Annotated in this window: 23 protein-coding genes and 1 pseudogene; 17 read left to right on the top strand and 7 right to left on the bottom strand. The window is 62.3% G+C overall.

Annotation, left to right across the window (positions count from 1 at the left end):
- Positions 1–6 precede the first annotated feature (6 nt).
- On the bottom strand, positions 7–738 hold the full coding sequence (locus BM160_RS17890; RefSeq protein ID WP_092007531.1) for a FadR/GntR family transcriptional regulator: 732 nt from the start codon (positions 736–738) through the stop codon (positions 7–9).
- A 129-nt stretch (positions 739–867) separates the two neighbouring features.
- On the opposite strand from BM160_RS17890, the gene BM160_RS17885 reads away from it, so the two are divergent.
- Positions 868–2,304: a mannitol dehydrogenase family protein gene (locus BM160_RS17885; RefSeq protein ID WP_092007530.1), complete on the top strand. Its 1,437-nt coding sequence runs from the start codon at positions 868–870 to the stop codon at positions 2,302–2,304.
- 62 nt (positions 2,305–2,366) lie between these two features.
- Positions 2,367–3,122: an SDR family NAD(P)-dependent oxidoreductase gene (locus BM160_RS17880; RefSeq protein WP_092007529.1), complete on the top strand. Its 756-nt coding sequence runs from the start codon at positions 2,367–2,369 to the stop codon at positions 3,120–3,122.
- A gap of 709 nt (positions 3,123–3,831) precedes the next feature.
- Here the strand turns inward: BM160_RS17880 and BM160_RS17875 are convergent.
- From BM160_RS17875 to BM160_RS17860, 5 genes are all read right to left on the bottom strand, one after another.
- A complete protein-coding gene (locus tag BM160_RS17875; protein ID WP_177219062.1) occupies positions 3,832–4,461 on the bottom strand; it encodes a trimeric intracellular cation channel family protein in 630 nt (209 codons plus the stop codon).
- Entirely contained in the window at positions 4,458–5,723 is a 1,266-nt protein-coding gene (locus tag BM160_RS17870) for a M20 family metallopeptidase (protein ID WP_092007528.1), read from the bottom strand. The genes BM160_RS17875 and BM160_RS17870 overlap by 4 nt, the downstream gene beginning before the upstream one ends.
- A 152-nt stretch (positions 5,724–5,875) precedes the next feature.
- Positions 5,876–6,013: a hypothetical protein gene (locus BM160_RS22680; protein WP_177219061.1), complete on the bottom strand. Its 138-nt coding sequence runs from the start codon at positions 6,011–6,013 to the stop codon at positions 5,876–5,878.
- Between the two features lie 5 nt (positions 6,014–6,018).
- A complete protein-coding gene (locus tag BM160_RS17865) occupies positions 6,019–6,501 on the bottom strand; it encodes a hypothetical protein (RefSeq protein ID WP_092007527.1) in 483 nt (160 codons plus the stop codon).
- A gap of 38 nt (positions 6,502–6,539) precedes the next feature.
- Positions 6,540–7,172, bottom strand: a complete 633-nt coding sequence (locus BM160_RS17860) for an NADPH-dependent F420 reductase (protein WP_092007526.1) — start codon at positions 7,170–7,172, stop codon at positions 6,540–6,542.
- 139 nt (positions 7,173–7,311) lie between these two features.
- On the opposite strand from BM160_RS17860, the gene BM160_RS17855 reads away from it, so the two are divergent.
- On the top strand, positions 7,312–7,722 hold the full coding sequence (locus BM160_RS17855; protein WP_218156627.1) for a LysR family transcriptional regulator: 411 nt from the start codon (positions 7,312–7,314) through the stop codon (positions 7,720–7,722).
- A 295-nt stretch (positions 7,723–8,017) separates the two neighbouring features.
- Here the strand turns inward: BM160_RS17855 and hpaR are convergent, their stop codons facing one another.
- Positions 8,018–8,485 (bottom strand): homoprotocatechuate degradation operon regulator HpaR, encoded by a 468-nt coding sequence (gene hpaR, locus BM160_RS17850; RefSeq protein WP_092007525.1) that lies wholly within the window; start codon positions 8,483–8,485, stop codon positions 8,018–8,020.
- A gap of 133 nt (positions 8,486–8,618) precedes the next feature.
- On the opposite strand from hpaR, the gene BM160_RS17845 reads away from it, so the two are divergent.
- The 14 genes and pseudogenes from BM160_RS17845 to BM160_RS17780 form a co-directional block, all read left to right on the top strand.
- Positions 8,619–9,314: a fumarylacetoacetate hydrolase family protein gene (locus BM160_RS17845; protein ID WP_092007524.1), complete on the top strand. Its 696-nt coding sequence runs from the start codon at positions 8,619–8,621 to the stop codon at positions 9,312–9,314.
- Entirely contained in the window at positions 9,311–10,078 is a 768-nt protein-coding gene (locus BM160_RS17840) for a fumarylacetoacetate hydrolase family protein (RefSeq protein ID WP_092007523.1), read from the top strand. The genes BM160_RS17845 and BM160_RS17840 overlap by 4 nt, the downstream gene beginning before the upstream one ends.
- 33 nt (positions 10,079–10,111) lie before the next feature.
- Entirely contained in the window at positions 10,112–11,569 is a 1,458-nt protein-coding gene (gene hpaE, locus BM160_RS17835; protein WP_092007522.1) for a 5-carboxymethyl-2-hydroxymuconate semialdehyde dehydrogenase, read from the top strand.
- Positions 11,570–11,619: 50 nt separating this feature from the next.
- Positions 11,620–12,603 (top strand): Bug family tripartite tricarboxylate transporter substrate binding protein, encoded by a 984-nt coding sequence (locus BM160_RS17830; protein WP_092007521.1) that lies wholly within the window; start codon positions 11,620–11,622, stop codon positions 12,601–12,603.
- 41 nt (positions 12,604–12,644) lie between these two features.
- Complete coding sequence (locus tag BM160_RS17825) at positions 12,645–13,613, top strand: tripartite tricarboxylate transporter substrate binding protein (protein ID WP_369821804.1); 969 nt, start codon at positions 12,645–12,647, stop codon at positions 13,611–13,613.
- A gap of 16 nt (positions 13,614–13,629) precedes the next feature.
- Positions 13,630–14,553 carry a 3,4-dihydroxyphenylacetate 2,3-dioxygenase gene (hpaD, locus tag BM160_RS17820; RefSeq protein WP_092007519.1) on the top strand — a complete coding sequence of 308 codons (924 nt, stop codon included), beginning with the start codon at positions 13,630–13,632 and terminating at the stop codon, positions 14,551–14,553.
- 15 nt (positions 14,554–14,568) lie between these two features.
- Positions 14,569–15,024, top strand: a complete 456-nt coding sequence (locus tag BM160_RS17815; protein WP_092007518.1) for a 5-carboxymethyl-2-hydroxymuconate isomerase — start codon at positions 14,569–14,571, stop codon at positions 15,022–15,024.
- Positions 14,906–15,832, top strand: a complete 927-nt coding sequence (gene hpaH, locus BM160_RS17810; RefSeq protein ID WP_369821803.1) for a 2-oxo-hept-4-ene-1,7-dioate hydratase — start codon at positions 14,906–14,908, stop codon at positions 15,830–15,832. The genes BM160_RS17815 and hpaH overlap by 119 nt, the downstream gene beginning before the upstream one ends.
- A gap of 24 nt (positions 15,833–15,856) precedes the next feature.
- Positions 15,857–16,618, top strand: coding sequence for a class II aldolase/adducin family protein (locus BM160_RS17805; RefSeq protein ID WP_092007516.1), 762 nt, complete (start codon positions 15,857–15,859; stop codon positions 16,616–16,618).
- Between the two features lie 6 nt (positions 16,619–16,624).
- Positions 16,625–17,638, top strand: a complete 1,014-nt coding sequence (locus BM160_RS17800) for a 2-dehydropantoate 2-reductase (protein ID WP_092007515.1) — start codon at positions 16,625–16,627, stop codon at positions 17,636–17,638.
- 13 nt (positions 17,639–17,651) lie between these two features.
- Entirely contained in the window at positions 17,652–18,470 is an 819-nt protein-coding gene (gene hpaI, locus BM160_RS17795) for a 4-hydroxy-2-oxoheptanedioate aldolase (RefSeq protein WP_092007514.1), read from the top strand.
- 107 nt (positions 18,471–18,577) lie between these two features.
- Positions 18,578–19,558: a Bug family tripartite tricarboxylate transporter substrate binding protein gene (locus BM160_RS17790; protein ID WP_092007513.1), complete on the top strand. Its 981-nt coding sequence runs from the start codon at positions 18,578–18,580 to the stop codon at positions 19,556–19,558.
- A 51-nt stretch (positions 19,559–19,609) separates the two neighbouring features.
- A complete protein-coding gene (locus BM160_RS17785) occupies positions 19,610–21,070 on the top strand; it encodes an NAD-dependent succinate-semialdehyde dehydrogenase (protein ID WP_092007512.1) in 1,461 nt (486 codons plus the stop codon).
- A gap of 76 nt (positions 21,071–21,146) precedes the next feature.
- Positions 21,147–21,449 (top strand): annotated as a pseudogene (locus BM160_RS17780) (IS30 family transposase); the annotation flags it as partial.
- Positions 21,450–21,869 lie beyond the last annotated feature (420 nt).

Below are 21,869 nucleotides of genomic sequence, written 5' to 3'. Positions count from 1 at the left end.
CGCGCGTTAGCGCCAAGCCTGGGCAAACTCACTGATAACGCGCTCCAGGTGCGCGCGCATGGCGGCCCGCGCCGCGACCGGGTCGCGTGCCAACAGAGCCTTGAAAATGCGCTGGTGATCGGCATGCGAGGCCAGGCGCAGTTCGGGGGTATGAAAGTGGTGCTCGATCTTGGTCCAGACCGGGCCCCTGGCCTGCGCCCACATGGCGGTGACCATTTGCAGCAGTACGCTGTTCCCGGTGGATTCCGCGATGCGCAGGTGAAACAGGCAATCAGCCTCCTCGTTGGCGTCCTTGTCATCGATGTGCTCGCGCATGTCGGACAGGGCGCTGAAGATCCGGTCAAGATCGCCGTCCTTGCGCGTCTCGGCTGCCACCGAGGCGATTTCCGACTCGATCAGACAACGGGCGCGCAGCAGTTCAAACGGGCCCGGCCCGGTTTCCGGCATATATGAGGGGGTCGCCACGGAAGCGCTGGTTTGCGTAACGTAAATGCCCGAGCCACCGCGCACCTCGACCACGCCCTGCAGCTCCAGTGCGATCATGGCTTCGCGCACCGAGGTGCGGCTCACATCAAAGCGCTCTGCGAGGGCGCGCTCCGACGGCAGGCGTTCGCCAAGCTTGAACTCCCCTTGCACGATCAGCGCCAGCATTTGCGCGGCCAGGCGCTGGTAGGAGCGATCCGAGCCCGCCTTGGGTGCCTGCGCATCGTCGTTGGGAGAAATGAGGTGAAGTGCCATGTCTGCCTAAAGTGGTTGGACCAAATATAAAGTGGTAAGCCAAATATGCGCATAGTGGTTTACCACTATTGGTGGAGTGGTCTGTCCAGATGTTCAATCAAGCTCTTTTTCCTTGAGCACCCGGACCTTATGCACGCATTTTCCCAAGCCTCTCTCGACGAGCTCAAAGCCTCCACGCGAGGCCATGAAACCCGACTGCAACTGCCCCGCTACGAGCGCCAGCGGGCAGCGGCGGGAGTCGTGCATTTGGGTCTGGGGGCCTTTCACCGCGCGCACCAGGCGATGGTGTTTGACACCCTGCTGGCCCAAGGCGATGCGCGCTGGAGCGTGTTGGGCGTGGCCATGCGCAGCACCGCGCTGGCCGATGCGCTGGAGCCGCAAGACGGCCTCTATACGGTGCAGGTGGCTAGCGCGGCGGGCCGGCGCTGGCAGATCGTCGGCGCCGTGCAGAAAACCTGCGTGGCGGCGCGTGAACCGCAGCTGGTGATAGACGCCATCGCCGCGCCGTCCACGCGCTGGATCACGCTGACCGTGACCGAAAAAGCCTATGGCCCCGAGCTGGCCGCGCTGCTGGTGAAGGGACTTGCTGCACGACATGCCGCCGGACTGGGCGGCTTGACCCTGGCTTCCTGCGACAACCTGAGCGGCAACGGACACAAGCTGCGCCAGTTGTGCCTGGACGCCGCACAACACAAGGACGCCGCCCTGGCCGCCTGGATCAGCGCGCGCTGCACCTTCCCCAACAGCATGGTGGACCGCATCGTGCCGGCGGCCACGCCGCTGCACCGCACCGACGCCGCCGCAGTCACCGGCCTGGACGACGCCTGCGCGCTGGGCACGGAAAGCTTTTGGGAGTGGGTGATAGAGCGCGACTTTGCCGACCCGCTGGATGCCGCTGCCCTCGCATCAGCGGGAGTGACCGTGGTGGACGATGTGCTGCCCTTCGAGCAGGCCAAGCTCTGCATGCTCAACGGCAGCCACACCGCCATCGCGCTGATGGGCGCGGTGATGGGCCTGCCCACGGTTGCCGACTGCGTGGCCCAGCCCGACATCCACTGGTTTGTGCATCAACTGATGACCGGCGTAATGATGCCGCAGCTACGGCGCCCGGATCTGCCGGCCTACCGCGATGCCCTGCTGGCGCGCTTCGCCAACCCCGACCTGCGCCACAAGGTGCACCAGATCGCGTCCGACAGCTCACTGAAGATTCCCTTGCGCTGGCTGGGCACGGTCCAGGCGCGGCTGGCATCCGGCCAAGCGGTCGAGCCGCTGGCCTTTGCCAGCGCTGTCTGGCTGCGCTACCTGCTGGCCGAAGACGAGCAGGGCCAGGCCTATGCGATTTCCGACCCGCTGGGCGAGACGCTGCAAGCCCTGGCGCAGCAGCATCGCGGCGATGCCGCCGGCACGGTGCAAGCCCTGCTGGCGCTGCCCTCGGTCTGGGGCGACGCCCTGCCCGCCAACCCGCAATGGACCTCGCGCCTGAACTTCTGGCTGGAACGCATCCAGTCCGTGGGCGTGGCCGCTGCGCTGTCGCAACTGCGGGCGGCCGAGACCACTTCACGCTGAGCTGGCCGGACATCACAGACCAGCCTTCACTCTTTCAATTCATCCACATCAACCGAGCACTTATGAAACCTAACACCCCCCTCATCCAAGACCAGGTCGCCCTTGTCACCGGCGCCAATGCCGGCATGGGCCTGGCCACCGTGCGCGCGCTGCTGGAGGCCGGCTACCGCGTGGCGGCCACCGACCTGCGCACCGACCAGGTGGCCGGCCTGTCGGCCACGCACGGCGACCGCCTGGCCTGCTTCACCATGGACGTGAGCGACCATGGCGCGGTGTATGCCGCCTGCGACCTGATCGAGGCGCACTTCGGCCGCATCGACGTCTGCGTCAACAACGCCGGATTCTTGCAGTACGCCAATTGCGAGCAAACGACGCCCGAGCTCTGGCACAAGACCTTGCGCATCAACCTGGACGGCGTTTTTTATGTCAGCCAGCGCGTGGCGCCAGGCATGAAAGCGCGCGGTTTCGGCCGCATCGTCAACATCTCCTCCTACGGTGCCAAGACCGGCGGGCTGTCGCCCCTGCCCGCCTATGCCGCCAGCAAGGGCGGGGTCATCTCGCTGACCTTCAGCTTTGCCCGCGAATTCGCGCCCTTCGGCGTGACCTGCAATGCGCTGGCCCCGACCTTCGTCAAGACACAGATGCTGACCGAGCAGGTCAGCGCCGAACGCCAGGCCGAGCTGCGCAAACAAATACCCGTCGGCCGTTTCTGCGAATTGGAAGAACTCGCGCACAGCGTGCTCTTCCTGGCGCACCCACTCAGCGGTTTCATCACCGGCGAGGTGCTTGATCTCAACGGTGGCTTGCAGTTCGATTGAAGCACCCCCTGAAAGCCTCAGGCCCCTGGAACGGTCAGTTTGCATTTCGGCAGCGGCCCCTACACCCTGGAGTCGATCACCGCACGCACCTCGGCAAACTGGTACATTCGGCGCGATTGGCGCGATCAAGCACATCGCAAGCAATCGCCGAAGTGAATTTGATCTCGGGAAACAACCGCAACAACCACCACGCCTCTTCTTCCGCATGCGCAACCTTGGTGGCTTTCTTATTGGTTTGTCAAGTTTTCGTGCTGCACCATTTGCTATTGACGGAAAATTGAGACTCTCTATGCTGGGGTATCAGCGTTCATTGTGATCAAGAGCAAAGCTACCGGTAAGCTGACATTCGCGACCGGCAGCAACCGCTCTTGGATTCAACCGGTCGATGCAACAAGTTGGCTGAATCGACCGGTTGAATCCAAGCTGCATTGCGGACGCTCAAGCGAAACCCGTTGATCGGCTGGTTTGGGCCCGATGCAGCCGGTCACAGTTCTCGCTTGAAGGCCGGCTCCCAGTCTCTTGCAACCCATCACCGCCACAAGTTGATGAACCGGGTTGCAGCGTTTGCGGGCATTCGCCATCGGCAGCTTTCGGGACGTCGAATTTTTATGGTTGAATTGCCAGTCTGCGGTCGGTCGTGGCGGTCTGGGAACCGCGCGGCTGGCACGTGTGCCCGTGGCAATCAGCAAGCGGACTAAGAAGGCGCTCGCTATTCTGCTACGTCACGCCTCCGGACCACTGGAAGGCGCCATGAATAGCGCAGCGAGAGCAGGCGGATTGCAACGCAAACCAAAGCCCCTAACCACGGCGTGACAGCGAGGCTCCACTCCATGAGTTGTCCAAGCACTTGGGTGGCGGATCCAACTAACGCCGCAACCGCGTAAATTTCTTTCTCCAGGATGATGGGCACGCGGTTGAGCATTACGTCTCTTGCCACGCCACCGCCGACTGCGGTCACCATGCCGAGAATGATGGCCACCTCGACGTTGTGGCCAAACAGCAGCGCCTTGTGCGCGCCAATGACGGCGAAGAAGCCCAACCCAAGCGCGTCAAAGAAAACAATGGGCTGCTTGAGGTGCTCAATGATGGGACGTGCCCAGATGGCCATCCCGGCGGCTAACGCCGCAGTCGCGAGGTAGCGCCAATCAGAAATCGCGACCGGCGGTAGCGAGCCAAGGCACAGGTCTCGAACAAATCCGCCGCCACAAGCTGTCAGGTAGCTAATGGCCAGGACGCCAAACAGGTCGAGCCTTCTTTGCTCGGCGGCGAGAGCACCGCTGACTGCAAACGCGAAGGTTCCCAGCAAGTCGACCAATACAAAGAGGTTGTGTTCCATCATGCCTGCGGCGAAGGGCCGAGCCAGGCCGAGGTAGCCGTCAGCATGGCGTGCAGGCCCGTTTCCAGCGTTGGGTGAATCACCGGTGCGAACTTGGGCGAATGATTGCTTGGTATCTTGTTGACTTGTTTGGCCGCCTTGGCTTGTGCATATATGCCAGGGTCGGTCCCTCCGACGAACCAAAAGACGTAAGGCACATTCCAGGTCCGGCCGAAGACGCTGAAGTCTTCACTGGCCGAGGCGGGTGCCGCTTCGTAGGCCTTGTCGCCAAACTGGGCCTTGAAGGCATCGGAAACCTGATGCGTGGCAGCGGCATCGTTCTCGGTCAGCGGGTATTGGCTGAGCGTGGTGAACTCCGGTGGTCGCTCGGCATTGGACGCATCGCTCTCTGCGCAGCAGATTCGCTTGATGGATGCCAGCATGTACTCGCGCACGTCCTCGTCGAAGGTGCGCACATTCAGCTTGAGGGTGGCTTCGTCGGGGATGATGTTTTCTTTGGTACCCGCTTGCAGCGAACCAATGGTAAGCACGGCGTTATCCATCGGCGAAATTTCACGCGAGACGATGGTCTGCAGGCGCAGCGTCGTGGAAGCGGCCATGATAACCGGGTCAATGGAAGTTTGCGGCTGTGAACCGTGCGAGCCGCGCCCGAACAGCCTGATCTTCAGGCTGTCTCCTGCTGACAAAATAACCCCCGGGCGGTAGCCGACCGTGCCGCTAGACCCCACCATGACGTGCTGGCCCAAAATAATGTCTGGCTTGGGAAAGCGTTCAGCGTCCCAGTCGTCAACCATGCTGCTGGCACCGCGCCCAATCTCTTCGCCCGGTTGAAAGACCACCATGGCCGTGCCTTTCCAGGCGTCACGGTGCTCGGCAAGAACGCGAGAAGCACCCATCAGCCATGTCACATGCATGTCATGCCCGCAAGAATGAGCAACGTCGACTTCGACGCCATCTTCATCTTTGGATTTGACCGTGCTGGCATAAGGTAAGCCGGTGTTTTCGGCCATAGGCAGCGCGTCCATATCTGCGCGGAGCATCACCGTGGGGCCCTCGCCATTGCGGAGTACCCCAACGACACCTGTGATACCCACCTCACGTGTAACTTCGAAACCTAACGCCTCAATGTAGTCTGCCGCGACCTTGGCGGTTCGGACCTCCTGCATCGACAGCTCCGGGTGCTGGTGAAGGTCCTTGTAGATGGTTTCAAGTTCCGCCAACAGGGTGTCGCTGCGGCCCGGCAGCGCTTGGACGAGCGAGTTCATGGAGAACCTCCAGACTTTGGATATTCAGTATGCCCCATGCAGCGGTCTCCGCCAAGAGGAGCTACATGCTCATGAGACCAGGTAGCAGGTTCGCGAAGAAAACCGCCATCTGCTCGCGCTTGACGGCATCTCCCGCGACCGCACATAGATGTCTATGACCGAGGTAGGTCTCGCACCGCTTCATCGGTCAGCCTAGCGGCAGCCACAATTTCCTTGAGGCGCTGCTGGGTTGCCTGCGGACCGCGTGCACCGGCACTCAGGTCGCCGAAGGTGTAAATACCGAGTTCCAAGATGACTACTCCTTCACCGGTTCAAGCGTGACTTGCGCAAAGCTCAGGTGGTGCATAAATTCCCGCAGCATCAACATGGCAGCGAAGAAGCGGGCATCCGTCGGCAGGGTTTCCTGGCTTGCCGGTCGGCCTTGGCTGACCGACACCAATCGGTTGAACAGCGCCTCCACCTCATCCAGGGTGAGCGCAGTCTGCGCGATGCCACCGGTCTTCAGGCTGTGGGCGATCAGGGATGCGCCCAGGCCTTGCAGGATGAGCCCGGAGCTGCCTGCAAACTGGGCCGCCAGCGGCATCACCGCTTCTTCCGTCAGTTCAATAGCATGTTCGAGTTCGATGGGCCGCGGCAGTTCATGCCTGAAGCTTTGCCGCACCAGCGAGTCGACGCCCAGTGGGAATTCCCTGAGGAGCAGCGTTTGCGCACCAGCCACACGTTGCACCAGGCTGGTGTTGCCGCGCATTTCCAGCACGGTGACATCGACGACAGTCATTGTTGATCTGACTGGATCGTGTTGCAGTGCATCAGGGCTCACTGAAAACCCTGCCATGCCGGAGCGATGGCGGTGCCACGTCCTGCGCCATAGGCGAAGTAGATGTTCAGTCCGGCCACGGGTTCCAGGTAGCGCGCGTTCTTCAGACCACCGGCATCGGCTGTAGCAAAGCCCAGGCTCTCGGCCAGTGCTTTCACGGTCGTCTTGGCGGCTTCGTTGTCACCGGCAACGAACACGGTGACCTTGCTGCCGTCGGCCAATACAGCGCCCTGACCCAGCACCTGCGCGAGCACAGTGTTGAAGGCCTTGACCACTTGCGCACCGGGAACAGCCTTGGCAATTTCTTCCGAGGCCGAAGTGCTGTGACCCAGGGTCAAGCCCATGTAGTCGGCGGTCAGCGGGTTGGTGATGTCCACCACCACTTTGCTTTGCAGGTTGCCAACGGATTGCAGCGCTGAGACGGCATCGCCGTAGCCCGTGGCCAGAATCACCACATCCTGGCCTTCGGCAGCACCGGCGGCAGGGACTGCCTTGGCGTTGGCGTACGGAGAGGCTGTGGAAGCAGCTTTGGTGGCATCACGAGCGGTAACGCTCACGATGTGGCCAGCGGCAGAGAGTTGTTTGACAAAGCCGGAGCCCATGTTGCCGGCACCAATAACGAGAACTTTCATACGATGTCCTTTCAAAGATTTAAGGTGGCCTTCCCGGCAATCGACTGCTTGCGCTCAAGGCATGGGTTGAACTTTATTTGTTTCTTAATTAAAGATAAATATGACTTAATGGAATTAATCGTTCCTAAAAATGAGACAAATGGATAAGTTTCTGGAAATGCAAACCTTTGCCGCGGTGGTGGATGCCGGCAGCTTTGTGCGGGCGGCGCAGGCGCTGGACATCTCCAAGGCCGCGGTGTCCCGCTATGTAGCGGACCTGGAAGAGCCGCTGGGCGTGCGCCTCTTGCACCGGACCACACGCAAACTCTCACTCACCGAAGAAGGGCGTGCCTTCCACGTCCGGTGCAAAGCGCTGCTGAGCGAATTGGAAGAGGCCGAATCCGAGATCACGGCCAGTTCTGCGCAAGCCAGCGGGCTGGTCAAGATCAATGTGCCGGTGAGCTTCGGCATCATGCACTTGGCACTTGGCACTTGGCACTTGGCACTTGGCACTTGGCACTTGGCACTTGGCACTTGGGGCGATCTTCATCCCAGGAAAATTCAAAGTTAAATGAACGAAATACCGAAAAATTCAGAGTTAGGTGAAACAGCAATTCAGAGCTGGCTGAGTAAGGGGCCGCTAAGTTATTGATCTATATGGATCATCGGTATAGAGTTAAATGGGAATCGACAGTGTCGGCTTACCGGCAATCCAATTGATTTCCTGTCAAAGGTCGTTCATGACGCACACGCCGCGAATGAGCAATATCTCGGCGGAAAGAGGGCTGCAGTCCCACACTGACCAAGCGTGCTGCCAGTCCCACCGGAAGTCGTTTTAGACGTACACAGCAGCGCCTGCCCGGTGGCTACCAGCCTGTGTCCTCGTCGCTGGAGGATGCGCCTAGCTTGGCGATCACCTCATCCAATGTGGTGTAAAGGCGTTCGATGAATTCGGCGCCAATCTGCTTCTCGAGCTCGCGGTAAGTCGCCTCAATCGTGGGCGCCAACTTCGCAGCCAAGGCCTGCCCCTTCACGGTCACCGAAACCTTCACCCTACGCTGATCATTCTCCAGGCGCTCGCGCAGCACCAGACCAAGGTCGGCCATGCGCGCCAGCATGCCTGCCAGACTTGGGCTCGACAAACGGCAAATTTCGCCAATCTGGCGTGGCTCCAAGGGGCCATGGTCGAGCAAGGCGCGTATCACACGCCATTGCTGCTCCGTGACGCCTGCGGCATTGAGGATGGGCCGAAATCGGGCAAAGATGCTCTCACGTGCCTGTAAAAACAGCAGTGGCAGGTTGCGGTGGACAAGGTCCAGTGAATTTGAATCCATAAGCGTGAATCATCCTCGAAACGCGTTGAGACGCAGCTTCTGCGTACAAACCCGGAGAAAAAAAGTTGTCGAGCCGTTGACTTACTCACATGTTAGCAAATAAACTACTCACATATTAGCAATGTACTCAATCATGAACACTGCCCCCTCTCATCTGGAATTCGATGTCGCGCCCTACCGGCTGTCCGGCGTCGTGTACGGCACCCTGCTTAATCATCAGCCGGCGATCGCCGCGCTGGACGCAGCCGCCCGGCAGCCGCCCTACAAGGCCCCAGCCAAGGCGCCGGTACTTTATGTCAAGCCGCGCAATACGCTGATCGGTCACGGCGATGCCGTCAGCGTGCCGGTGGACGCGCCCGAGCTGGAGATCGGAGCCTCCCTGGGTATCGTCATCGGCCGAACAGCCTGCCGTGTGACTGAAGAGCAGGCGTTGGACTATGTGGCCGGTTACACCATCGTGAGCGACATCAGCGTGCCGCACGACGTGTTTTATCGGCCGTCGATACGCCTCAAAGCGCGCGACGGCTTTTGCCCGGTCGGACCCGCGGTGGTGCCCTGCAGCGAGATTGCCAATCCCGACACCTTAGCGGTGCGGGTCTATATGGATGGCGCCTTGGTTCACAGCACCACCACCGGCGAGCGCCGGCGCACGGTGGCCCGCCTGCTGGCCGACGTCAGCGAATTCATGACCCTCTCACCCGGCGATGTGCTCATGCTGGGCGTCTCCGCCGGCGCCCCGCGCGTGCGCGCCGGGCAACAGGTTCGCATTGAGATCGAGGGCGTGGGCCAGCTCGATAACCGATTCGTGAACGAAGGAGCTTCGCAATGAAAAAGGCCAGAGTTGCCTACGCAGGCGCCATTCACGAGGCGACGCCTCATGGCGAACAGATCCGCCTCGCGGACGGCCGTGTGCTGGCGCAAGACGCCGTCGTCTGGCTGCCGCCGTTCGAAGTCGGCACCATCATCGCGCTCGGCCTGAACTATGCCGACCACCTGAAGGAGCTGTCCGGGGAGTTGACCATCACCGCGAAGGACGAACCACTGGTGTTCCTCAAGGGGCCGGGGGCCTTGATCGGCCACAACGGCCAGACCCGCCGCCCGGCCGACGCGACCTTCATGCACTACGAATGCGAGTTGGCCGTGGTCATTGGCCGGACGGCCCACCAGGTGAAAAAAGCCGACGCCCTGCAGCATGTGGCCGGCTACACGGTGTGCAACGACTATGCGGTTCGCGACTACCTGGAGAACTGGTATCGGCCGAACCTGCGCGTGAAAAACCGCGACACCTGCACCGTGCTCGGTCCCTGGTTCGTCGATGCCGAAGATGTGCCGAACCCGCACGACCTGAAGCTGCGCACCCTGGTCAATGGCCAGGTGACGCAGCAGGGTCACACCGGCAACATGGTCAACGACATCCCGGAGCTGATCGAGTACCTGAGCAGCTTCATGACGCTGCGCGCGGGCGATGTCATCCTGACTGGCACGCCGGAAGGCGTGGTGAACGTCAACGTGGGCGACGAAGTCGTGACCGAGATCGACGGCATCGGCCGGCTCGTCAACACCATCGTCGGCGACGAGGCCTTTGGCCGCTGAACACACAACCCTCTATTTCTGGAGACCCATTTCATGCGCATTAACCATCTGATTGGCGGAAAATCCGTCGAAAGCACGGACTATTTCGAGACTGTCAACCCAGCGACCCAGGAAGTGCTGGCCGAGGTGGCCAGTGGCGGTACAGCCGAAGTCAACGCGGCAGTCGCTGCGGCCAAGGACGCTTTCCCGGCCTGGGCCGGCCTGCCATCCACCGAGCGCGCCAAGCTGCTTCGCAAGCTCGGCGACCTGATCGCCAAAGAGGTGCCCGAGCTGGCACAGACCGAAACCAAGGACACCGGCCAGGTCATAGGCCAGACCGGCAAGGCACTGATCCCGCGCGCCGCCGACAACTTCTACTATTTCGCCGAGATGTGCACCCGCGTTGATGGCCACACCTACCCGACGCCTACGCACCTGAACTACACGCTGTTCCACCCGGTGGGCGTCTGTGCCCTGGTCTCGCCCTGGAACGTGCCCTTCATGACGGCGACCTGGAAGGTGGCCCCTGCGCTCGCTTTCGGCAACACCGCCGTGCTCAAGATGAGTGAGTTGTCCCCCATGACGGCAGCGCGCCTGGGCGAACTAGCGCTCGAAGCCGGTATTCCGGCCGGCGTTTTGAATGTGGTGCATGGCTACGGCAACGAAGCGGGCGAACCCCTGTGCACCCACCCCGACGTGCGCGCCATTTCGTTCACCGGCTCCACGGCGACGGGTAACCGCATCGTGCAGGCGGCCGGCCTGAAGAAGTTCAGCATGGAGCTCGGTGGCAAGAGCCCGTTCGTGGTCTTTGCCGATGCCGACCAGGATCGCGCACTCGACGCCGCCATTTTCATGATCTTCTCCAACAACGGCGAGCGCTGCACCGCCGGCTCGCGCATCCTGGTGCAGAAATCCATTTATGCGGACTTTGCGCAGAAGTTTGCCGCGCGCGCCCGACGCATTGTGGTCGGCGACCCGCTCGACGAAAAGACCATCGTCGGCCCGATGATCAGCCAGGCCCACCTGGCCAAGGTACGCAGCTATATCGAACTCGGCCCCAAGGAGGGCGCGACGCTGCTGTGTGGCGGACTGGCCGCGCCGGACCTGCCGGCCCATCTGCAAAAGGGCAACTTCGTTCTGCCTACCGTCTTTGCCGACGTGGATAACCGCATGCGGATTGCGCAGGAAGAAATTTTCGGCCCGGTGGCCTGCCTGATCCCGTTTGAAGACGAAGCCGAAGCAATCCGCCTGTCCAACGACATCCAGTACGGCCTGTCGAGCTACGTCTGGACCGAAAACATTGGCAAGGCGCACCGTGTGGCGGCGGGCATTGAGGCCGGCATGTGCTTCGTCAACAGCCAGAACGTGCGCGACCTGCGCCAGCCCTTTGGCGGAACCAAGGGCAGCGGGACTGGACGCGAGGGCGGCACCTGGAGCTACGAGGTATTCCTTGAACCGAAGAATATTGCGGTGTCGATGGGCAGCCACCACATCCCGCGCTGGGGTGTCTGAACCGCAGCCTGCGTTGCCCCATTGCCGAACAATTACACAGGAGACAACCCATGAAAACTTCTCGCCGCGAACTGTTGCACATCGCCCTGGCCGCCGCTGCTGGCAGCCTGCCCCTGATCAGCCGGGCGCAAGCCATTGAAACCGCGAAAATCCTGTCGGGCTTCGCGGCCGGTGGCACCTTGGACACGCTCGCCCGCCGTGTCGCCACCCAGCTGAACGGCAGCTACGCCAAGGCCACAGTCGTCGACACCCGCACCGGTGCGGGCGGGCAGATCGCCATTTCGGCGCTAAAAGCTTCGGCGCCGGACGGCGCCACCTTGCTGGCGACGCCGATGTCGATGCTGGGCATCTACCCGCACACCTACAAAAAGTTGCCGTACGACCCGATGCTTGACTTGACGCCGGTATCGCTGGGTGTCGTGTTCGACATGGGGTTCGCCGTGGGCCCCCAAGTGCCGGTGTCGGTCAAGACCGTCCCTGAATTTCTGGAGTGGTGCAAAGCCCATCCCAGCAACGCCAACTTCGGCTCGCCAGCGCCGGGGTCCGTTCCGCATTTTGTCGGCGAGCTGATCGGCCGGGCCGGCAAGGTCAACATGCAGCATGTGGGTTTCCGCGGTTCGCAGCCCGCCATCCTGGACCTGCTGGGTGGGCAGATCGCCGCCGTGTCGGCACCAGTGGGCGAGTTCTTGCCGCATTTGAGCGGTGGCAAGGTCCGCCTGCTGGCCACCTCGGGGGCCAGCCGCAATAAATTCGTCCCCGGCACCAGTACCTTGGTGGAACAAGGGCTCAAGGACCTGGTCTTCGGTGAGTGGTTTGGCTTCTACCTCCCGGGCAAAGCGTCCGTGGACATGGTGTCAAGAGCCAATGCCGCCATTCGCACCGCCCTGGCCAACAAGGAGGTGGTCGAGGGTCTGGCCGTCATGGGCCTAGAAGTCCGATCGTCCAGTCCGGCGGAACTGGCCGCCATGCTCAAGGCCGACACCGAAAAGTGGGGCCCGATCGTGAAGGCGATCGGTTTCACCGCCGAATCCTAGGCCCGTGCTCACCCAACGAAGGAGACAAGCTCATGACTGCATTGCCTCGCCGCGCCCTGCTGGGCGCCGTTGCTGCGCTGGCCGGGGCGCCCTGGCTGGCCAGCGCCCAAAGCGCCTGGCCCGCCAAGCAGCTGCGGGTCGTCGTGCCCTTTACGCCCGGCGGAACCACCGACTTCGTGACGCGCTTGGTGGCGATCGAGTTGGCCAAGTCCCTGGGCCAGCCTGTGGTCGTGGAAAACAAGCCCGGCGCCGGCACCGTGATCGGTGTGGACGCGGCCGCCAAGTCCGCGCCCGACGGCTACAGCTTCGTGACGGTTGCCAACAGCTTCACGGCCAACCAGACCCTGGTCAAGCGGCTGCCGTACAGCACCTTGGGTGACTTGCGGCCGGTGGCGCTCATGGGCATGTCCGAGCATGTGCTGGCCACCCATCCGGGCAGCGGCCTGCGCACGCTGTCCGATCTGCGCGAGCAGGCCCGGCGCCGCCCTGGTCAGTTGAGCTATGCCTCGTTCGGCAACGGCACTTCCGCGCACCTGTCGGGCGAGTTGCTCAAGCAGCGGCTCGGCGTGGACCTGATCCATGTGCCGTACAAGGGACAGGGACCGGCGCTTGCCGACCTGCTGGGCGGGCAGGTCAGCGTGATGTTCGGCAACTGGCCGGAATTTCGCAGCCACGTGCAGTCGGGCAAGCTGGTGGCACTGGGCATGGCCACGGCCAAGCGCTCGGGCTACGCCCCCGACATCCCGACCCTGGCCGAGCAAGGAACGCTGCTCGAATCCAACTCCTGGAACGGACTGCTGGCCCCCGCCGGCACGCTAGACGCCGTGGTGCAGCGCATGAACGCGGAAGTCAACAAGGCGCTGGGCAGTCCTGCGGTCATGCAGGCCTTCGCACAGGGAGGCATTGCCTCGCAGTCGGGCACACCGGGGCAGTTTGCTGACTTCATTCGCAGCGAGATCGACAAGTACGCCGAGATCGCCCGCAAGGCCAACATCCAACTGGATAACTGAGAAGACTGGAAAAAAAATGGGAAAACTCGCACTCGCGGCCAAAATCACCCACGTGCCCTCCATGTATGTGAGTGAACTGGAGGGACCGCAAAAAGGGTTTCGCCAGGCCGCCATTGATGGCCACCTTGAAATTGACCGCCGCTGCCGTGAGCTCGGCGTGGACACCATTGTGGTGTTCGACACGCATTGGTTGGTCAACGCCAACTACCACATCAACTGCGCGCCGCACTTCAAGGGCACCTACACCAGCAACGAGCTGCCGCACTTCATCAGCAACATGGACTACGAGTTTCCGGGCAACCCGGAACTCGGCCTGCTGCTGGCCAAGGCCTGTAACGAGCACGGTGTGGAAACACTGGCCCACCCGGCCACCACGCTGGCGCCCGAGTACGGCACCCTGGTGCCCATGCGCTACATGAATGCCGACCAGCATTTCAAGGTGGTGTCGGTTTCGGCCCTGTGCCAGGTGCACTACCTCAACGACAGCGCCCGTCTGGGCTGGGCCATGCGGCGGGCGGTGGAAGAGCATTACGACGGCACCGTGGCCTTCCTGGCGAGCGGTAGCTTGAGCCACCGCTTTGCGCAAAACGGCCTGGCGCCTCAGTTTGCCGAAAAAATCTGGAGCCCCTTCCTGGAAACGCTGGACCACCGCGTCGTTGAAATGTGGCAGTCGGGCGACTGGAAGACCTTCTGCGACATGCTGCCAGAGTATGCGGCCAAAGGCCATGGCGAAGGCTTTATGCACGACACCGCCATGCTCATGGGCGCGTTGGGTTGGTCGGAGTACGACGGCCAGGCCGAAGTGGTGACGCCCTATTTCGGCGCGTCAGGCACGGGGCAGATCAACGCCATTTTCCCGGTCACGCCCCAAACGGGCCGTGCCATCCCCGCAGCCCAGGCGTCTTCGGCCAACGGGTACCAGTCCTTCAGCCGCCTTTGATCCGGAGCCTGCGCCATGCCCCATCTGGTGATTTTGTACACGCCTAATCTTGATCAACCCGCCGACCGGGGCGGCAGCGACCTGACGGCGCTGTGCCGTGCGTTGGCGAGCACCATGTGCGCCCAGGTGGACGAGGCTGGCAAGCCGGTTTTCCCCACCGGTGGCGTGCGCGTGCTGGCTTACCCGGCGGCGCATTACGCGGTAGCCGATGGCGGAGCGGCCGGGCAGGCCGCAGGCGGCAGCGGCGACTATGCCTTCGTCTACCTGAACCTGCGCATGGGGCGTGGCCGCAGTGCCGCCACTCATCTGTCCGTGGGCCGGGCGCTGGAGACGACGGCCCAGGCTCATTTCGCTGCGCTGCTGGCGTCGCGCCACATTGGCATCACCTTGCAGATCGATGAAGGTCCCGAGGTGTTTGACGCCAAGCACAGTTCCCTCCACCCCTTGTTTCAAAAGCCGGCAAACGGCTGACACCATGCTTTCACAAGACATCCTTAGCGCCCTGGCGCGCCAGCTCCAGGAGGCGCGCAAGACGCGCACCCAGCTGCGCCACTTCTCCATGCAATACCCCGAGATGACGATTGAAGACGGCTACGCCATCCAGCGTGAATGGGTCAAGCTGGAGCTGGCCGACGGTCGCACCATCAAGGGCCGCAAGATCGGTCTGACCTCGCGCGCGATGCAGCTGTCTAGCCAGATCACCGAGCCCGACTATGCGCCGTTGATGGACGACATGTTCTTTGATGCCGGCGGCGACATTCCCTTCTCGCGCTTTATCGCGCCGCGCGTCGAGGTGGAGCTGGCTTTCATCTTGGGAAAGCCCCTGAAAGGCCCCGGCGTCACGCTGTTCGACGTGCTCTCAGCCACCGACTATGTGGTGCCTGCCATCGAGATCATTGACTCGCGCATCGAGCAGTTCGACCGTGAGACCAAGGCGATGCGCAAGGTCTTCGACACCATCTCCGACTTCGCCGCCAACGCCGGCATCGTGCTGGGCGGCCGGCCGGTGCGGCCGCTGGACGTGGATTTGCGCTGGGTCGGCGCACTGCTGCACAAAAACGGTGTGATCGAGGAAACCGGCCTGGCCGCCGCGGTGCTGAATCACCCGGCCACGGGCGTGGCCTGGCTGGCCAACAAGATCGCGCCCTATGACGAGCAGCTCAATGCGGGTGATGTCGTTCTGGCGGGCTCGTTCACGCGCCCGACCCCTGCCGCGCCGGGTGACAGCTTTCACGCCGACTATGGCCCGCTGGGTTCGATCTCGTTCCGCTTCGCCTGAAAACTTATTGTGAGGAGACACAACATGAGCCAAGCCTTCATTCGCCCCACCCGGTTTTCTCCCGAGGAGTGGGAGGCGCGCGTTCAGCTCGCCGCCGCCTACCGTATCTTTGATCACCTCGGCTGGGCCGAGCTGATCTACAACCACATCTCGCTGCGCGTCCCCGGCGAGGACGCTCACTTCCTACTCAACCCCTTTGGCCTGCACTACCGCGAGGTCACGGCGTCCAACCTGGTGAAGGTCGACGTGAACGGAAAAATCGTGGGCCACAGCGACTGGCCTATCAATCCGGCCGGCTTCACCTTCCACGGCGCCATCCATTCCACCCTGCCCGATGCGCACTGTGTGATGCATGTTCACACCACGCCGACCCTGGCCGTGTGCTGCCTGGAAGAAGGTTTGTCCTTCACCAACTTCTACGCCGCGCAACTATGGGGCAAGGTGGCCTACCACGACTTCGAGGGCATCACCGTCCATCTGGACGAGGGTCGGCGCATCCTCGCCAGTGCCGACAACAAGCCTGTGCTGCTGTTGCGCAACCACGGCCCGGTGGTAATCGGTCACACGCTGGCACAGGCCTTCTCGCTGATGTGGCTGGTCAACCGGGCGTGTGAAGTGCAGCTGGCCTCACAGGCGCTGGGCCCGTTGCGCGCCATTCCGGTGCCGGTGCTGGAAAGCTGCGTTAGGGACTCGCTGAACTTCAACCCCAAATTCGGTGCGGGAGAAGACTCATTCGCCGCTCTGCAGCGCTTGATCGACCGGGTCGATCCGAGCTACCGCGCCTGAACCCCTATGACTTCAACTCCGAAGACCAAAGTCGCCATCGTCGGCGCGGGTGCGATTGGTGGGCTGTTCGCTGGCTGGCTGGGCTCTCGTCTGCCCGTCGGCCAAATACAACTCGCCGCGCTGGCGCGTGGCGAGACCTTGCGCGCATTGCGTGAGCAAGGCCTGACCTTGAGCGATGCGGCCGGCACCGTGCAGGTGCCGATCCAGGTCAGTGACGACGCCGCGGCGCTGGGCCCGCAGGACTTGGTCGTGGTGGCTGTCAAGGGACCAGCGCTGGCCACGGTCGCGCCGGCGGTGCGCGCATTGATGGGGCCGCACACCCAGGTTTTGCTAGCAATGAACGGGCTACCCTGGTGGTTCTTCGACGGCCTGCCCGGCGAATGTGCCGGCCTGGCACTGCACTCGGTGGACCCGGAAGGCGTGATTGCAGCAGCGATCCCGTCGAACCAGGTGATCGGCTGCGTGGTCCACATCAGCAGTACCGCGCCAGCACCGGGCCAGGTACGACATGTCATGGGCAACGGCCTGATCATCGGTGAGCCTGCCGGAGGCCCTAGCGGGCGTGTCGCATCGCTCGCGGCGCTTCTGGACGGTGCCGGTTTCCGGGTCACCGTGTCCGAGCGTATCCAGCGCGACATCTGGTTCAAGCTCTGGGGCAACATGACGATGAACCCGGTCTCGGCCATCACCGGCGCCACCTGCGACCGCATCCTCGACGATCCTTTGGTGCGCGGCTTCTGCAACGCGGTGATGAGCGAAACGCAGGCCATCGGCGCGCGCATCGGCTGCAAGGTTGATCAGAGCGCTGAGGACCGCCACGCCGTCACGCGCAAGCTGGGCGCCTTCAAGACCTCCATGCTGCAGGACGTGGAAGCCGGCCGAACACTGGAAATAGATGCCCTCGTCGGCGCCGTGTACGAGATTGGTCAACACCTGGGCCTGGCCACACCCAACATCGGCGCGCTGCTAGGCCTGGTTCGGCTGATGGCGCAAAGCCGAGGTCTCAATCCTGCTTCTTAAGCACTCACAACCAATGATTCAACTCCCCCTCAACACCTTCCGTGATGCGCTGCGCGCTGGCCGGCCTCAGATCGGCCTGTGGGTCGGCCTGGCCGATGCGAATGCCGCTGAAGCACTGGCCGGCTGCGGCTTTGACTGGCTGCTGCTCGACGGCGAGCATGCACCCAATGACGTTCGCACCGTGCTCGAGCAGCTCCGTGCTGTCGCCCCCTATCCCGTGCATCCCGTGGTGCGCCCGGTGCAGGGCGATGTGGCACTGGTCAAACAGTACCTTGATGTGGGCGCACAAACCCTGCTGATCCCGATGATCGACACCCCAGAGCAGGCGGCGCTCATGGTGCGCGCCATGCGCTACCCGCCCGAGGGCATCCGGGGCATGGGCGCCGCGCTGGCGCGCGCGTCACGCTGGAACCAGGTGGAGGATTACCTGAACCGGGCCAACGACGAGATGTGTCTGCTGGTCCAGGCAGAAACGCCGCTGGCGATGAAAAACCTGTCGGCCATCGCTGCGACGCCGGGTGTCGATGGCGTGTTCTTTGGCCCGGCGGACTTGTCCGCCTCCATGGGCTACCGCGGTCAGGCCAGCCACCCCGAAGTTCAGCGCGCCATCCTGGAGGGCATTGCCACGGTGCGTGCCGCCGGCAAGGCCGCCGGCATTCTGATGGCGGACCGTCAGCTCGCCCAGACCTACCTGGACGCCGGCGCCTTGTTTGTGGCCGTCGGGGTCGATACCACGCTGCTGGTGCGCGCTGCCACCGAGCTGGCGCGCAGCTTTGGCACAAAGCCGGCGCAGGCGCCGGCTGCCCCTGCAGCCGCTGGAAATCCCTATTAACCCTGGTGGGCTCTGGTGACATCCACCGAAACCGCCTTCGATTTCATTTCCCGCAGCGTCAGCCACCCGGCCGACTTTTTAACTATCAGTTTGTAAGGAGACACCCCATGTCCAGATTTAACCTGTCCCGTCGCGCTGCCCTGTGCACCGCCGCAGTGGCCCTGAGCGGCCTGTCCTTGACCGCCATGGCGCAAGACAAGCGTCCGCTCGAATGGGTGGTCGGTATGTCGGCCGGGGGCGGCACCGATATTGTTGCGCGTACGGTTGCAGACCAAATGGGCAAGACGCTGAACCAGACCATCGTGGTGGTCAACAAGCCGGGCGCGGCACACAACATCGCTGCTGACTATGTGGCGCGGTCCTCCACCCCAGCCAACCTTCTCCTGACCGGCGACTATGCCGTGCTGGCCACCAATCCGTGGCTTTACAGCAAGCTGTCTTACAACGCAGACCGGGACCTGTCTTCGGTTGGCATGCTGGTGCGCTTTCCGCTGATCCTGGTGGTGTCACCCAAACTGCCGGTCAAGAACTTCAAGGAGTTCGTCGCCTGGGCCAAGGCACAGCCGGGCGGTGCCAACTATGCCTCGCCCGGTGCCGGCGCGCCGCACCACCTGGCCATGGAACTGTTGCGCCAGAGAACCGGGCTGAATATGACGCATGTGCCTTATCGTGGCGTCACGCCCGCCATCCAGGACATCATGGGGGGTCAAGTCCCCTTCATGTTCGTCGAGTCGGCAGGCGGCATGCCGAATATTGTCGGCGGCAACCTGCGTGCCATTGGCGTGGCCAGCGCCAAGCGCATGGATACGTTACCCGAGGTGCCAACGCTGATGGAGCAGGGCCTCAAGGACTTCGAAGCTTTCGCCTGGCAGGGCCTGTCGGTTCACTCGTCCACGCCGCCCGCCGAAATCCAGCGCTTGAACAACGCACTGCAGGCCGCGTTGAATTCCACGCCGGTCAAGGCCCGATTCCAGGCGCTGGGCGTTGAGGCCATGCCCGGAACGCCCGAGCAAATGAACACCTTCGCCAAGGCCGAGCGTGAACGCTGGGGCAAGTTGATCAAGGAAATCGGCCTGAAGATCGATTGACCCCCTGCGATTTCCCTACCCTCCGTCCAACCTCTTTCATCCGACAACACCATGCACGCACTTGCACTCACAGACCCCGGCCTACTCAAGGCCAGGTGTTACATCGACGGCCAGTGGGTCGATGCCGACAACGGCGCGACCCTCGAGGTGCGTAACCCCGCCACCGGTGCGCTGATCGGCACCATCCCGAACGCGGGCGCCGCTCAGACGAAGACGGCCATTGCTGCCGCCGAACGGGCATTTGCACCATGGAAGGAGCGAACAGCGGAGGAGCGGGCGCGTATTTTGCGCCGCTGGTTCGAACTCATGATGCAGCACCAGGACGACCTGGCCCTGCTCATGACCAGCGAGCAGGGCAAGCCACTGGCCGAAGCCAGGGGTGAGATTGCCTACGCTGCGTCGTATATCGAGTGGTTTGCCGAAGAGGCACGCCGCATCTATGGCGAGGTGATCCCCTCACCCTGGCCGGACAAGCGCATCATCGTGACGCGTGAGCCGGTCGGCGTCTGCGCGGCTATCACGCCGTGGAACTTCCCCGCCGCCATGATCACGCGCAAGGTGGCGCCGGCCCTGGCCGCGGGCTGCACCATCATCGTCAAGCCGGCCACGCAAACGCCGCTCTCGGCGCTGGCCATGGCCGAATTGGCAGCGCGTGCCGGCGTGCCTGCCGGTGTATTCAGCGTCATCACCGGCGATGCGCGCCCGATCGGCGGCGAACTCACGGCCAGCCCGGTGGTGCGCAAGCTGACCTTCACCGGCTCAACCGAAGTCGGCCGCGTGCTGGCCGCGCAATGCGCATCCACGCTCAAGAAAATGTCGCTGGAACTGGGCGGCAACGCACCCTTCATCGTGTTTGACGACGCGGATCTTGACGAGGCCGTGATCGGTGCCATGGCCTCGAAATACCGCAACACCGGACAGACCTGCGTCTGCGCCAACCGCTTGCTGGTGCAGGACGGCGTCTATGACGCTTTTGCAGAAAAACTGGGCCGGGCCGTCGCGGCGCTGAAGGTCGGCAATGGCCTGGAAGAAGGCGTCGATCAGGGCCCGCTGATTGATGAACCATCGGTGGCCAAGGTGGAAGAACTAGTCGCCGATGCCACGTCCAAGGGCGCCCGCGTGGTGACAGGCGGCAAACGCCATGCGCTCGGACGAACCTTTTATGAGCCCACCATTCTGGCGGACATCACACCTGACATGCGCATGGCCAGGGAAGAAATTTTCGGCCCAGTCGCCCCGTTGTTCCGCTTCAAGAGCGAGGCCGAAGCGATCCAGATGGCCAACGACACGGAGTTTGGCCTCGCCGCCTATTTTTACTCGCGGGACGTCGGGCGCGTCTGGCGCGTCAGCGGCGCACTGCAGTACGGCATGGTCGGTATCAACTCGGGGGTGATTTCCACGGCGGTGGCCCCGTTCGGCGGCGTCAAACAGTCGGGCATGGGCCGCGAAGGGTCAATGCATGGCATCGAGGGGTATGTGGACACCAAGTACCTCTGTATGGGTGGCGCCTGAAGTCGGGCATGACTTCGACCAGTAAGCCTGTATCCATCAAATGCAGTGAGCCACGAATAGGTGCTTGGATGAGACCCAGGAGCTCTACAAGTCGTTGACATGGGATCGGGGTCATGAGATTGCTGACCACAAGCGTTTCACATTGGCCACAGACATCAGTGTCGACTTCTGTGATCCCCAGAGTCCTTGGCAGCGTGGGAGCAATGAAAATACGAACGGACTATTGCGGCAGTATTTCCCCAAAGGGATCGATCTTTCCGATTACTCACAGGCACAGCTAAATGTAGTGGCGAGAAAACTGAACGAACGCCCAAGGAAAACTCTAAACTACGAAACGCCCGCTGAACGATTCAGTCAACTTGTTGCATCGACCGGTTGAATCCAAGAGCGACAGCAGACGGTACGCTCCTGGTCTCCTGCCCGCATTTTCACGCGACAAATTGGCAAGCACAAGTGCCAAGAAAGACGAGATAGGCTCGCGCCGAAAAGCGAAGACGTCTGTTTCGAACACTACTCCATGTAACTGCGAAGCTTATAAAAGTCAGGAAGCCCTTGCGTCACACTACAACTCAGCCCCACCTTTGATCCAGACGGCGTCATCAGAAAGACGCTGTAGTTTTTCTGTTTCAAACTCTATTTTTTTCAGCCCAGATCAAGGTAATAGAATTCAAAACAAATGCAGAATGGGTGGCAACGCGAACATCCAGCTCGAGACTGAGGGTCGGCAGGGATTCATGTAAAAAACCGCAGAAACAAGCTTAAGTCCTTGCCCATGCTTGGTTTTTTGTGAACTCAACCA

Source organism: Polaromonas sp. OV174 (genome assembly GCF_900112285.1).
In the GTDB taxonomy this organism is placed as follows: domain Bacteria; phylum Pseudomonadota; class Gammaproteobacteria; order Burkholderiales; family Burkholderiaceae_C; genus Polaromonas.
This window is presented reverse-complemented; position numbering and strand designations above follow the sequence as displayed.

What these genes read in the sequence shown, in the direction of transcription:
- BM160_RS17865 (WP_092007527.1), bottom strand. Translation starts at nt 6,501, where the DNA reads ATGACTGTCGTCGATGTCACCGTGCTGGAAATGCGCGGCAACACCAGC.
- BM160_RS17880 (WP_092007529.1), top strand. Translation starts at nt 2,367, where the DNA reads ATGAAACCTAACACCCCCCTCATCCAAGACCAGGTCGCCCTTGTCACC.
- BM160_RS17885 (WP_092007530.1), top strand. Translation starts at nt 868, where the DNA reads ATGCACGCATTTTCCCAAGCCTCTCTCGACGAGCTCAAAGCCTCCACG.
- BM160_RS17840 (WP_092007523.1), top strand. Translation starts at nt 9,311, where the DNA reads ATGAAAAAGGCCAGAGTTGCCTACGCAGGCGCCATTCACGAGGCGACG.
- BM160_RS17855 (WP_218156627.1), top strand. Translation starts at nt 7,312, where the DNA reads ATGGATAAGTTTCTGGAAATGCAAACCTTTGCCGCGGTGGTGGATGCC.
- BM160_RS17785 (WP_092007512.1), top strand. Translation starts at nt 19,610, where the DNA reads ATGCACGCACTTGCACTCACAGACCCCGGCCTACTCAAGGCCAGGTGT.
- BM160_RS17875 (WP_177219062.1), bottom strand. Translation starts at nt 4,461, where the DNA reads ATGATGGAACACAACCTCTTTGTATTGGTCGACTTGCTGGGAACCTTC.
- BM160_RS17790 (WP_092007513.1), top strand. Translation starts at nt 18,578, where the DNA reads ATGTCCAGATTTAACCTGTCCCGTCGCGCTGCCCTGTGCACCGCCGCA.
- hpaI (WP_092007514.1), top strand. Translation starts at nt 17,652, where the DNA reads ATGATTCAACTCCCCCTCAACACCTTCCGTGATGCGCTGCGCGCTGGC.
- BM160_RS17815 (WP_092007518.1), top strand. Translation starts at nt 14,569, where the DNA reads ATGCCCCATCTGGTGATTTTGTACACGCCTAATCTTGATCAACCCGCC.
- BM160_RS17860 (WP_092007526.1), bottom strand. Translation starts at nt 7,172, where the DNA reads ATGAAAGTTCTCGTTATTGGTGCCGGCAACATGGGCTCCGGCTTTGTC.
- BM160_RS17890 (WP_092007531.1), bottom strand. Translation starts at nt 738, where the DNA reads ATGGCACTTCACCTCATTTCTCCCAACGACGATGCGCAGGCACCCAAG.
- hpaD (WP_092007519.1), top strand. Translation starts at nt 13,630, where the DNA reads ATGGGAAAACTCGCACTCGCGGCCAAAATCACCCACGTGCCCTCCATG.
- BM160_RS17830 (WP_092007521.1), top strand. Translation starts at nt 11,620, where the DNA reads ATGAAAACTTCTCGCCGCGAACTGTTGCACATCGCCCTGGCCGCCGCT.
- BM160_RS17800 (WP_092007515.1), top strand. Translation starts at nt 16,625, where the DNA reads ATGACTTCAACTCCGAAGACCAAAGTCGCCATCGTCGGCGCGGGTGCG.
- BM160_RS17870 (WP_092007528.1), bottom strand. Translation starts at nt 5,723, where the DNA reads ATGAACTCGCTCGTCCAAGCGCTGCCGGGCCGCAGCGACACCCTGTTG.
- hpaR (WP_092007525.1), bottom strand. Translation starts at nt 8,485, where the DNA reads ATGGATTCAAATTCACTGGACCTTGTCCACCGCAACCTGCCACTGCTG.
- BM160_RS17845 (WP_092007524.1), top strand. Translation starts at nt 8,619, where the DNA reads ATGAACACTGCCCCCTCTCATCTGGAATTCGATGTCGCGCCCTACCGG.
- BM160_RS17805 (WP_092007516.1), top strand. Translation starts at nt 15,857, where the DNA reads ATGAGCCAAGCCTTCATTCGCCCCACCCGGTTTTCTCCCGAGGAGTGG.
- hpaE (WP_092007522.1), top strand. Translation starts at nt 10,112, where the DNA reads ATGCGCATTAACCATCTGATTGGCGGAAAATCCGTCGAAAGCACGGAC.